The 11,995-nt window shown below is 73.3% G+C and carries 9 protein-coding genes; 2 read left to right on the plus strand and 7 right to left on the minus strand.

Translation table 11 applies throughout. The features are described from left to right. Positions 1–146: 146 nt before the first annotated feature. A complete protein-coding gene (locus DZF91_RS34560; protein ID WP_117361248.1) occupies positions 147–512 on the minus strand; it encodes a MerR family transcriptional regulator in 366 nt (121 codons plus the stop codon). 84 nt (positions 513–596) lie between these two features. Between DZF91_RS34560 and DZF91_RS34565 the strand changes: the two genes are divergently transcribed. Both DZF91_RS34565 and DZF91_RS34570 read left to right on the plus strand, forming a co-directional pair. Further along, positions 597–1,466 carry a TIGR03560 family F420-dependent LLM class oxidoreductase gene (locus tag DZF91_RS34565; protein ID WP_117361249.1) on the plus strand — a complete coding sequence of 290 codons (870 nt, stop codon included), beginning with the start codon at positions 597–599 and terminating at the stop codon, positions 1,464–1,466. Positions 1,467–1,614: 148 nt separating this feature from the next. Beyond that, entirely contained in the window at positions 1,615–2,904 is a 1,290-nt protein-coding gene (locus DZF91_RS34570) for an alpha/beta fold hydrolase (RefSeq protein ID WP_117361250.1), read from the plus strand. A 67-nt stretch (positions 2,905–2,971) separates the two neighbouring features. Here DZF91_RS34570 and DZF91_RS34575 read toward each other — a convergent pair whose 3' ends face one another. From DZF91_RS34575 to ppdK, 6 genes are all read right to left on the minus strand, one after another. After that, positions 2,972–3,394 carry a GtrA family protein gene (locus tag DZF91_RS34575; RefSeq protein ID WP_235834774.1) on the minus strand — a complete coding sequence of 141 codons (423 nt, stop codon included), beginning with the start codon at positions 3,392–3,394 and terminating at the stop codon, positions 2,972–2,974. A 98-nt stretch (positions 3,395–3,492) separates the two neighbouring features. Next, positions 3,493–4,839 carry an MFS transporter gene (locus DZF91_RS34580; protein WP_117361252.1) on the minus strand — a complete coding sequence of 449 codons (1,347 nt, stop codon included), beginning with the start codon at positions 4,837–4,839 and terminating at the stop codon, positions 3,493–3,495. Between the two features lie 127 nt (positions 4,840–4,966). After that, on the minus strand, positions 4,967–6,193 hold the full coding sequence (locus DZF91_RS34585) for an NAD(P)/FAD-dependent oxidoreductase (protein WP_117361253.1): 1,227 nt from the start codon (positions 6,191–6,193) through the stop codon (positions 4,967–4,969). A gap of 48 nt (positions 6,194–6,241) precedes the next feature. Beyond that, a complete protein-coding gene (locus DZF91_RS34590) occupies positions 6,242–7,552 on the minus strand; it encodes a deoxyguanosinetriphosphate triphosphohydrolase (protein WP_117361254.1) in 1,311 nt (436 codons plus the stop codon). 161 nt (positions 7,553–7,713) lie between these two features. After that, positions 7,714–8,811 (minus strand): YdcF family protein, encoded by a 1,098-nt coding sequence (locus tag DZF91_RS41420; protein ID WP_235834775.1) that lies wholly within the window; start codon positions 8,809–8,811, stop codon positions 7,714–7,716. A 146-nt stretch (positions 8,812–8,957) separates the two neighbouring features. Beyond that, the gene (gene ppdK, locus DZF91_RS34600) at positions 8,958–11,648 is read right to left on the minus strand and encodes a pyruvate, phosphate dikinase (protein WP_117361255.1); all 2,691 of its coding nucleotides are present in this window, start codon (positions 11,646–11,648) and stop codon (positions 8,958–8,960) included. Positions 11,649–11,995: the final 347 nt, after the last annotated feature.

The following is an 11,995-nucleotide window of genomic DNA, read 5'->3' on the forward strand; positions in this document are numbered from 1 at the left end:
GCGGCCGCGAGCCCCGCGACGTCCTGCTCGCCCGGCTCGGCCGCGACCCCGCCTGGCGTCCGCCGGCGTGACGAGCGTGACCGGCCCGACCGCCCCGGGCCGGTTCCCCCGGCCCGGGTCGGTTCGACCGGTCCCGGGTCGGCGGTTCACTCTCCCGAGGGGCCGCCGTAGAAGGAGATCTTCGACTTGATCTTCTTCTGCTGGGCGCGCAGCAGCCGGATCTGCGCCTCGACGCGGCGGTCGTGCTCCTCCAGGAGTTCCAGCCGCTCTCCGAAGGTCTCCTCGCCGCCCCGGGCGAGCTCGGAGTAGCGGAGCATCTCGGCGATGGGCATGCCGGTCTCGCGCAGGCAGCGCAGCATCCCGAGCCAGCCGAGGTCGTCGTCGGTGAAGACCCGCCGTCCGGACGCGTTGCGCGCGATCCCGTCCAGCAGGCCGATCTTCTCGTAGTACCTGAGGGTGTCGATGCTGAAGCCGCTCTTCTCGGCGGTCTCGGACGGGGAGTAGGAACTCACCGGGTCAGGATTCCACCTGGAGTGCGCTCCAGGTCAACCATGAAGCTTGACCTGGAGCGCACTCCAGGGGCGAGACTCGGGACCATGCGCATCGGACTTCAGGTACCCAGCTTCACCTTCCCCGGCGGACCCGAGCGGATCGCCGCGGAGTTCGGCCGGATCGCCCGCGAGGCCGACCGGGGCGGGCTGGCCTCGCTCTGGGTGATGGACCACCTCTTCCAGATCCAGTCGGTCGGCCCCGCCGAGGAGCCCATGCTGGAGGGCTACTCCGCGCTCGCGTACGCGGCGGCGCTCACCGAGGACATCACGCTCGGCACGATGGTGACCGGCGTCAGCTACCGGTCGCCCGCGCTGCTGGTCAAGACCGTCACCACGCTGGACGTGCTGTCCGGCGGGCGCGCGTGGCTCGGCGTCGGCGCGGCCTGGAACGAGGAGGAGTCGCGCGGCCTCGGCCTGCACTTCCCGCCGACGGCCGAGCGGTTCGAACTGCTCGAGGACACGCTGCGCCTGGCCCACCAGATGTGGAAGGGGGACGAGAGCGCCTTCGAGGGGCGGCGGATCTCGGCGGAGCGCCCGCTGAACTCGCCGCCGGCGGTGCGCCGCCCGCACCCGCCGATCCTCGTCGGCGGCATGGGCGAGAAGAAGACGCTGCGGTTCGTCGCCAAGTACGCCGACGCCTGCAACATCTTCGACGGCGAGCACCTGCCCCACAAGCTCCAGGTGCTGCGCGAGCACTGCGAGCGCGAGGGCCGCGACTACGCCGAGATCGAGAAGACGTCGCTGACCGTCCTGCCGGACACCGCGTCGGCCGGGCAGGCCGTGGACACCGCCGGACGGCTCGCCGATGCGGGCGTGGACCACGTGATCTTCTCGCAGCGGACCGGCCAGGACCTCGCCGGCGTCCTCGCCGAGGCCCGCGCCGAGACCGACAAGATCGTCCCCGCGGGCCGCTGATCCGGCCCGCGCCCACCGCTGACCCGGCCCGCGCCCACCGCGTTCCCTCTCCTGCCGCCCGTTCGCCAGGCCCCGGCGGGCCGCTGACCCGGACGAACGGGGGCAGGGCGCGGGCCGAAGGGCGGGGGCGGCCCCGTAGGGTCGGGGCATGCGTTCGTTCCGCCAGACCGGCACCGTCGTCACCGACCACCGCTTTCCCGTCCCGCTCGACCACGACGACCCGGACGGGCCGCGCATCGAGGTGTTCGCCCGCGAGGTCGTCGCGACCGCGCACGCGGGCCGCGACGACCTGCCGTGGCTGCTGTTCCTCCAGGGCGGGCCGGGGTTCGGGTCGCCGCGTCCGTCCGGGCGGGAGGGCTGGCTGGACCGGGCCCTGGCCGACCACCGCGTCCTGCTGCTGGACCAGCGCGGCACCGGGCTGTCCACCCCGGTGAGCGCGCGGCGGCTCGCGGCCCTCGGCGGCCCGGCGGAGCAGGCCCGGTACCTCACCCACTTCCGCGCCGACTCGATCGTGCTGGACGCCGAGCTGATCCGCCGCGAGCTGCTCGGCGGCACCCCGTGGACGATCCTCGGGCAGAGCTACGGCGGGTTCTGCGCGCACACGTACCTGTCGTTCGCGCCCGAGGGCGTCCAGCAGGCGCTGGTCACCGGCGGCACGCCGGGCCTCGCCGCCACCCCCGAGGACGTGTACCGCCGGACGTACCCGCGCGTCGCCGCCAAGAACGCCCGGTTCTACGAGCGCTACCCGGACGACGTCCGCCTCGTCCGGGACATCGCGCGCCGCCTGGCCGCCCACGACGAGCGGCTGCCCAACGGACGCCGGCTCACCGTCGAGGGCTTCCAGTCGCTCGGCCTCATGCTCGGCATGGGCGACGGCGCCGACCGCATGCACTACCTGCTGGAACTGGCCTTCGCGGACGGCGGCCCGGAGCTGTCGGAGCCGTTCCTGGAGCAGGTCGGGACGCACCTCAGCCACACCGCGGCGCCGATCCACCTCCTCCTGCACGAGGCGTGCTACGGGCAGGGCGCGAACCCGACCCGCTGGGCGGCGCAGCGGCTGCGCGCCGAGTTCCCCGAGTTCGCCCCGGACCCCGACGGCGGCGACCCGCTGCTGTTCACCGGCGAGATGATCTATCCGTGGATGGTCGCGGACGACCCGTCCCTGGCCCCGCTCCGCGAGGTCGCCGACCTGCTCGCCGAGCACGACGACTGGCCCGCGCTCTACGATCCGGCGCGGCTGCGCGGCAACGACGTCCCGCTCGTCGCCTCCGTCTACCACGACGACATGTACGTCGACTTCGACCTGTCGATGGAGACCGTCGCGTCGATCGGGAACGCGCGCGCCTGGGTCACCAACGAGTGGGAGCACGACGGGCTGCGCGTCAGCGGCGGCCGGGTCCTGGACCGCCTGATCCGCATGGTCCGCGGCGAAGCCTGACGCCCCGGCCGGGGGCCGGAGACGAGAAAGCCCCTCCCGGTCTCCGGGAGGGGCTGTCAGGGGGCCGTCAGGCCGCCGCGGGCGTGAAGACCCACTTGCGGTACGACCAGTAGCGGAACCACGAGCCGAGGCCGAGCCCGGCGAGCAGGCCGAGGTTGTAGGCGATGCCGCCGTGCAGGTTCAGCGAGTAGTAGACGAAGCCCGTGCACAGCACCTGGATCAGGACGCCGATGCCGTTGAGGGCGAAGAAGATCACGAACTCGCGGCCGGACCCGTCGCTGTCGCGGTGCCGGAACGTCCAGTACCGGTTCGCCAGGTAGGACGTCACCGTGGACACGAGCGTCGGGATGACCACGCTCGTCACCGGGGACCCGCCGAGCCACGCCCGCAGCAGGTTCGCGCCGCCGATCGTGATCACCGTGCCGACGAACCCGACGAAGCCGAAACTGAGCAGTTCGCTCAGGAACGGCCGGTAGGGACGCACGGCCATAGCCATTTTGGTTGGCCTTGACCGCTGCAAGGTGCTCACTTGCCGGAACATTACCCGACACGTCCGGATGGGTCCCCGGAAGCGTGATCACAGAAAGGTCAACGATCGGCGGCGCGTGTCGCCCCGGCGAGCAGGACGATCATGCCCGAGAGGACCGCGGGGACGGCCAGCGCCCACGGCAGCCCGACCCCCTGCGCGACGAACCCGATCACCGGAGGCCCGCCCAGCAGGCCGAGGTAGCCGAGCGCGGTCACCCGGGCGATCCCGTGCGCGGCCGGAATCCCGGGCAGGTTGCCCGCCGCGCTGAACGTGACCGGCGCCACCACTGCGACCCCCAGGCCGAACAGCGTGAATCCTGTTACAGCGGCCCACGGCAGCCCGATCAGGAGGCCCGCGCCGAGGCCCGCGCACGCCACCAGCGAGCCGATCCGCAGCACCGGCACGGCCCCGAACCGTCCGACGACCCGGTCGCCCGCCAGCCGTCCCACGGTCATGGCGACCGCGCACCCGGCGTAGCCGAGCCCCGCGAACCCGGCTCCCGCCCCCAGCGACTCCTTCAGGTAGACGGCGCTCCAGTCCGCCATCGCGCCCTCGCCGACGAAGGAGCACAGCCCGATCAGGCCGAGCAGCCCCAGCAGGAGCCCGGGCTTCATCCCGCCCCGGCCGACGCCCCGCACGACACCGCCGCCCGCACCATGCTCAGCGCCGAGTTCCGCACCGGGCTCCGCTGCGCCCTGCTCCGCCTCGCCCTGCTCCGCCGGACCGTGTTCTGGTGCGTGTTCCGCAGGCGAAGCCGACGGCGGCCCGCCGTCCGCGAGAGGTTCCGAGAGCGCGGTGTGCGGCGGCTCGTCCAGGTGCGGATGGGAGCGGTCCAGCAGGCCGCGGCAGCCGACGAGCAGCAGCGCCGCGAACAGCACTCCCAGCACGGTCAGGTGGACGCCCACCGGAATGCGCGCGTGCGCCGCGCCGGAACCCAGCACGGCCGCGATCAGCGCGCCCACGCTGAAGGCCCCGTGGAGGCCGGACATGATCGGCCTTCCGTAGCCGCGTTCGACGGCCACACCCTGGGCGTTCATCGCCACGTCCATCAGCCCGAGGGACGCGCCGAGCAGGACCAGCGCGCCGACCAGCGTCGGCAGGTTCACCGCGAGGCCGAGCGCCACCGGGGCGAGCGCGGCGGTGGTCCCGGAGACGAGCACGGTCGCCCGGCTGCCCCGGCGCGCGACCACGCGCCCCGCGACCCGCGTGGACGCCACGACCCCGATCGGCGAGCCGAGCAGGGCCAGCCCGAGCGTCCCCGCGCTCAGCCCGAGGTGCTCCTTGATCTGCGGAATGCGCGCCACCCACGCCGCCGCGGCGAGCCCGTGCACCAGGAAGGCGACGGTCACGGCGCGGCGGGCGGACCGCAGGTCGGCGGGGAGCGCGGGGGCTGCGAGAGTCGTCACCCCCCACACCTTATGACCGAGATCACCCGTTTCGCGGCTCGCCGAAGCCCCCTTCCAGGCGGCCTCCGCAGCGCCCCCGAGGGCGCGCCGGTGAGGGCGTGTCGCCGCTTAGTCAAGGGGTCGCGGGTCAGGCCAGGTCGGACAGGGGGACCTTCGGGTCGGTGAGGCGGTGGCGGTCGGGCGCGGCCGGCGCGGCGATGATGCGGCGGAGGTCGTCGGTGACGTCCCAGACGTTCACGTTCATCGCGGCGGTCACCCGTCCCGCGGCGAGCCAGAAGGCGACGAACTCCAGCGACTCGACGTCCCCCCGGTAGACGACCTCGTCGTAGCCGCCGGGCGTCACCACGCCCGTCAGCTCCATGCCGAGCTCGTACTGGTCGGTGAAGAAGTACGGGAGCGCGTCGTGGACGGCCTCCCGGCCGAGCATGGCGCGGGCCGCCACCGGGCCGCCGTCCAGGGCGTTCGCCCAGTGCTCCACCCGGACGCGGCGGCCCAGCACCGGATGCTCCCAGGCCGCCACGTCGCCGGCGGCGAAGATGTCCGGGTCGGACGTGCGCAGGCTCGCGTCCACCAGGACGCCGTCGCCCACCTCCAGGCCCGCCCGCTCGGCGAGCGCGGTGTTGGGCGTCGCGCCGATGCCGACGATGACGACGTCCGCCGGGATCTCCGCGCCGCCGGACGTGACGACCGCCGACACCTGGCCCGCGCCCCAGAACCCCGCCACGCCCTGGTCGAAGTCGAGGTTCACGCCATGCCGCCGGTGCAGCCCGGCGAACACGGCGCTGAGCTCGGGACCCAGGTGGCGGTGGAGCGGCCCCGGCTCGGGCTCGATGATCGTGACGTCGTTGCCCATCGCGCGCGCGGCGGCGGCCGTCTCCAGGCCGATCCAGCCCGCCCCGGCCACCACCACGCGCCGTCCGCCCGGCGCCAGCGCCGCGCGCAGCATCGCCGCGTCCGCCAGCGTGCGCAGGTAGTGGATGCCGCCGAGTCGCGCGCCCGGCACGTCCAGCCTGCGCGGGGACGCCCCGGTCGCGAGCAGCAGCCGGTCGTAGCGCAGCCGCTCCCCCGTGGCCAGCACGACCGCGTGCCCCTCCCGCTCCAGCGACGTCGCGGCCGTCCCGAGCCGCAGCTCGACGCCGTTCTCCTCGTACCACTCGGCCGGGTGGACGTGCGTGGAGTCCCGCGAGTCCGATCCCAGGAGGAACCCCTTCGACAGGGGCGGACGCTCGTACGGGCGCTCGACCTCCTCGCCGACCAGGACGACGCGTCCCTCGAACCCCTCCCGCCGCAGCGTCTCGGCGGCCTTGGCACCGGCGAGGCTCGCTCCGACGATGACGAACGTCTCCTGAGGCATGCGGGTCTCCTTAGCGTGTGCTCCCGGACACGGACCGTTCCTATCTCACTACGCCGACTCCCGGCGGGAGACAAGGGCGCGGTGGCGCGCCACGGCGGACGTGTCGGTGAGCGACGCGATCTGGTCCACGACCGCGCGCAGCCGCCCGGCGTCGTCGGACGCCGCGTCGAACGCCTCGCGGAAGATCGGGTCGAGGGTCCCCGGAGCTCCCGCGACCATCCGGTCGGCCAGCTCGGTGATGAGCTCGCGCTGCCGGGCGCGCTCGGTCTCGTGGCTGATCCAGACGTGGTGCGCGGTGATGCCCTTGAGGACGGCGCACTCCAGCCGCTGGGCGCGCGGCACGATGAGGTCGGCCGCGTACCGGGTGAGCGGGCGGTCGCCGTGGACGGCGCGGGTCTCGCGCTCGGCGGCCACGCAGAACCGTCCGATCAGCGAGCTGGTCAGGTTCTTCAGCGCGGCGAGCGTGCGGGTCGTGCCGTCGTAGCGGTCCGGCCAGTACGGCTCGGCGAGCAGGTCGGTGAAGCGCTCCTCCAGCTCGGCCACGTCCGCGACCAGCGGCGCGCTCCCGGGCGCGGGCGAACCGGGCTCGCCGTCCGGCGCGGCGGGGTTCGGCGAGCAGTACAGCTTGGCGGCCGTCTCGCACACCAGCCGCCGCTCGGCCGGGTCGGCGAGCAGCGCGAAGTCGATGTGCCCGGCGACCAGCGCGTCCTCCAGGTCGTGGACGGAGTAGGCGACGTCGTCGCTCCAGTCCATGACCTGGGCCTCGAAGCACGCGCGGCCCTCCGGCGCGTCCTCGCGGACCCACCGCGCGTACTCGCGGTCGTCCTCGTAGACGCCGAACTTGCCGTTCACGGCGTCCGGCCGGGTCCACGGGTACTTCATCGCCGCGTCCAGGGCGGCACGGGTCAGGTTCAGCCCGACGCTGCTCCCGTCCGGCGCGAAGGACTTCGGTTCGAGGCGGGTCAGGACCCGCAGGCTCTGCGCGTTGCCCTCGAACCCGCCGCACGCGCGGGCCACGGCGTCCAGGGCGACCTCGCCGTTGTGCCCGAACGGGGGGTGGCCGATGTCGTGGGACAGGCAGGCGGTCTCGACGAGGTCGGGGTCGCAGCCGAGGGACATGCCGAGCTCCCGTCCGACCTGGGCGCACTCCAGCGAGTGCGTGAGCCGGGTGCGGAGGATCTGCAGGTTCCCGGTGGGCTCGGGCTCGCCCGGCGAGGCGACCTGGGTCTTGGCGGCGAGGCGGCGCAGCGCCGCGCTGTGCAGCACGCGCGCGCGGTCGCGCTGGAAGGCGGTGCGGTCGCGCCGCTTGGGCGGTTCGGGGGCGCGGCGCGCGCGGTCACGGTCGGTGTATACGCTCATCTTCCTCTCAGCGTACGCACCGACCCCCCGATCCCGCCGAAAGCCACGAGGACCGTCCACCGAGGCGCGACCACCGGAGCAGCTCCGCGCGACGGCGCGTCAGTGGTCCGCGCGACGGCGCGTCAGGGTCCGCCGGACGCGCGTCAGTGGCCCGCCGGGTGTCAGCCGCCGGGTGAGGACGAGGGGGCGCCCGAGGTGACGGTGACCGGGTTGTCCGGGACGACGCCCTTGATCGTCTCGTCCGGCGTGTGGACGCTCTTCCCGAACAGGATGTACGAGAGGTACCCGCCGGTCTCGCGGACGATGTAGTGGAACTGGGTGTCGCGCGTCTGGACGCTCGGGCCGCTGCGGGTCGGCGATCCGGCGGGGTCGATGCCGTTGTCGGCCGCCATCCGCTTGGCGCGCAGCTCGTGCCACGGGTCGGTGACGATGACGCCGGAGTGCAGGCCGAGGCGGCGGTAGGCGGCCCCGACCGCCTTGAGGCTCTCCAACGTGTCGCGCCCCACCGGGACGGCGACCACCCGGTCGGCGGGCAGCCCGCCCTGCCGGACCAGCCAGCGGCGCCCCGAGTCGGCCTCGGTGTAGGCGTCGCCGGGCGCCTTGCCGCCGACCGTCACGATGCGCGGCGCGACGCCGTGCTTGTAGAGGTCGAGGGCGTGCTGGAGCCGCCACTTCAGGGTCGGCGACGGGACGCCGTTGTACTGCGCCGCGCCCAGCACGATGATCGCGTCCGAGCGGGGCCGCTCGTCCTGCCGGGCCTGGTGCCAGACCCGGAACCCGACCGCGAGCGGGGTGGCCACCGCGATGCCGAGCAGCGCCACCACCACCCCGACGGTGATCACGAACCAGCGCGGGCGGGGCCGGCGACGCCGCCGTCCGCCGTCACGTCCGCTCCCGTCCCCGCGCTCGTCCCCGTCCCCAGGGACGAGCTCGTCCGCGTGGTCGCGCTCGTTCCAGTCATCGCGGTCGTCCGCATGGCCGCGTTCGCCCCACTGGTCCCGCTCGCCCCACTGGCCGCGCTGGTCCCACTGGTCGCGTCCATCCCACTGGCCGCGTTCGCTCCACTGGTCGTGTTCGCCCCACTGGTCGCGCTCGTCTCCGCGGTCGCGCTCGTCTCCGCGGTCGCGCCCGGTTCCGCTTCCGCGTCCGCTCGCGCGCCCGCCACCGCCGTCGAATCCACGCTCGCGCCCGGCCCTCCCGGCGGGGGCCCCGGCGCCGGCTCCCGGCTCGTTGTCCGGGATGTGCAGTTCCATCGTCATCGCACCTGACACGCTAGTTAGACGACGCGGGAGACGCGAACGGTTCGCCCGGTCCGTCCGGTGCCAAAACGGGACGTACCGGGCAGTCACGCGTCCGGCGGGCGTCCGGAACGCGTCCGGCGGCGGGCCGCCGGACGCGGTGCCGGTCAGCGGCTGTCGCTGCCGCCGGTCTCGATCGCCGCGCGGCCGGCCTCCAGCCGCGCGACGGGTACGCGGAACGGCGAGCAGGACACGTAGTCCAGTCCGGCCTCGTGGCAGAAGTGCACCGAGTCGGGGTCGCCGCCATGCTCGCCGCAGATGCCGAGCTTCAGGTCCGGACGCGTCGCCCGGCCCTCCTCGACGGCGATCCGGACGAGTCGTCCGACACCGTCGCGGTCGAGCGTCTCGAACGGTGACACCCCGAAGATGCCCAGTTCGAGGTAGCGCGAGAAGAACGCGGCCTCCACGTCGTCCCGGGAGAAGCCCCAGGTCATCTGCGTGAGGTCGTTGGTGCCGAAGGAGAAGAACTCGGCCGACTCGGCGATCTGCCCGGCGGTGAGCGCGGCCCGGGGGACCTCGATCATGGTGCCGACCAGGGTGTGCACGGCCACGCCGGTGCTCTCCGCGACGTGCCGCAGCACGCCCTCGGCCTCCTCGCGGACGGCCTCCAGCTCCTGCACCGCGCCGACGAGCGGGATCATGATCTCCGGGCGCGGGTCGCCGCCGGCCTCCTTGCGGGCGACCGCGGCCTCGGCGATGGCCTTCACCTGCATCATGAAAAGTCCGGGAATCGCCAAACCCAGCCGCACGCCGCGCAGTCCGAGCATAGGGTTCTGCTCGTGCAGGCGGGTGACGGCCTCCAGCAGGCGGCGGTCCTGCGGATCGGCGTCCGCACCCGCCAGCGCCACCTTCACCGACAGCTCGGTGAGGTCGGGGAGGAACTCGTGCAGCGGGGGGTCGATGAGCCGGATCGTGACCGGCAGCCCGTCCATGGCCTCGAAGATCCCCTCGAAGTCCGCGCGCTGCAGCGGCTCCAGGGCGTCCAGGGCGGCGAACCGCTCCTCGTCGGTCTCGGCGAGGATCAGCTTCTCGACGAGCTGCCGCCGGTCGCCGAGGAACATGTGCTCGGTCCGGCACAGGCCGATGCCCTGCGCGCCGAACCGGCGGGCGCGGGCCGCGTCCTCGGGCGTGTCGGCGTTCGCGCGGACCAGCATCCGGGCCCGGGCGTCGGCGTGAGCCATGACCCGATCGACGGCGGTGACCAGCTCGTCCCCGTCGGACGCCGCGAGCCGCCCCTCGAAGTACTGGACGACCGGGGAGTCCTGGACCGGCACCTCGCCGAGGTAGACCAGGCCGCTGGTGCCGTCGATGGAGATGACGTCGCCCTCGGAGACGACGACGTCGCCGGGCGCGGTGAACCTGCCCGCCTTGACGTCCACCTCCAGTTCCTCGGCGCCGCAGACGCAGGTCTTGCCCATGCCGCGGGCGACGACGGCGGCGTGCGAGGTCTTGCCGCCGCGGGAGGTGAGCACGCCGCGCGCGGCGACCATGCCCGCGAGGTCGTCGGGGTTGGTCTCGCGCCGGACGAGGATGACGTCCTCGCCGCGCTCGGCGGCGGCGACGGCGGCCTCGCTGCTGAACACGGCCCTGCCGACGGCCGCGCCGGGCGAGGCGTTCATGCCCTTGGTGAGCTTGCGGGCGCCCTCGGCGGCGGAGGTGTCGAAGCGGGGGAACATCAGCTGCGCGAGCTGGTCGCCGGTGACCCGGGAGGCGGCCTCGTCGGCGTCGATGAGCCCTTGGTCGAGCAGCTGGCACGCGATGCGGAACGCCGCGGCGGCGGTCCGCTTGCCCACCCGGGTCTGGAGCATCCACAGCTTGCCGCGCTCGATCGTGAACTCGATGTCGCACATGTCGCGGTAGTGGTTCTCCAGCGTCTCCATGATGTCGAGCAGCTGGTCGTAGGAGCGCTTGTCGATCCGCTCCAGCTCCGTCAGCGGGACGGTGTTGCGGATGCCCGCCACCACGTCCTCGCCCTGCGCGTTCTGCAGGTAGTCGCCGTACACGCCCTGGTGGCCGGACGCGGGGTCGCGGGTGAACGCGACGCCGGTGCCCGAGTCCATGCCGAGGTTGCCGAACACCATCGCGCACACGTTGACGGCGGTGCCGAGGTCGACGGGGATGCGTTCCTGCCGCCGGTACAGGATCGCCCGGGGGGCGTTCCAGGACTGGAACACCGCGAGCATCGCCATCCGCATCTGCTCGCGCGGGTCGGTCGGGAAGTCGTCGCCGGTCTCGTGCTTGACGATGTTTTTGAACGTGCCGACCAGGGCGCGGAAGTCGGCGGCCTCCAGCTCGACGTCCTCGCGGACGCCCTTGGCGCGCTTGGCCTCCTCCAAGGCGTCCTCGAACCGGTCGCCGTCGATGTCCAGCACGGTCTTGCCGAACATCTGGATGAGGCGCCGGTAGGAGTCCCAGGCGAACCGCTCGTCGCCCGCCTGGGCCGCCAGGCCCGCGACGGACTCGTCGTTCAGCCCGATGTTGAGGACGGTCTCCATCATGCCCGGCATGGAGAACTTGGCCCCGGACCGCACGCTCACCAGGAGCGGGTCGTCCGGCTGGCCGAGCTTCCTGCCCATCGCGCCCTCGAGCGCGGCCAGGTGCTCGTCGATCTCGGTCTCGAGCCCCTCGGGGAGGGTGCCGTGCTCGAGGTAGTGCCGGCAGGACTCGGTGGTGATCGTGAAGCCGGGCGGCACGGGCAGCCCGAGATTGGTCATCTCGGCCAGGTTGGCGCCCTTGCCCCCCAGCAGGTCCTTGAGGTCCTTGTTGCCCTCGGTGAAGTCGTACACGAACTTCGGCACGGGCAGCTCCTTCTCGCTCTGGTTCCACCCAACGACAGAGCGTGGTCCCCCGGCGCAGTCCGCGAGCGATGTCACACGAGATCGCGTTTGTCCCGACAGCAGGAGGTGTGCCCTGTTTGCGGGGACTGTACCCAGGGAATCGAGACTCGCTCGCCGCCCGTCGCCACTACCCACATATTCCCAGGTCAGGAGCATTGTAATGGCCTATACCAATACCGGCACGGGACCCCTTCCCCGAAGAAAGGGCCCCGTGACCGCGGACGGCACCCCCCGTCCGCGCGGGGACGGGCCGGCGAGGGCGCACCGCCCGGCGGACACGGCGCGCCGCCCCACGGACGGGGCGCGCC

The sequence above is a fragment of the Actinomadura logoneensis genome (assembly GCF_003428695.1).
GTDB lineage: Bacteria > Actinomycetota > Actinomycetes > Streptosporangiales > Streptosporangiaceae > Spirillospora > Spirillospora logoneensis.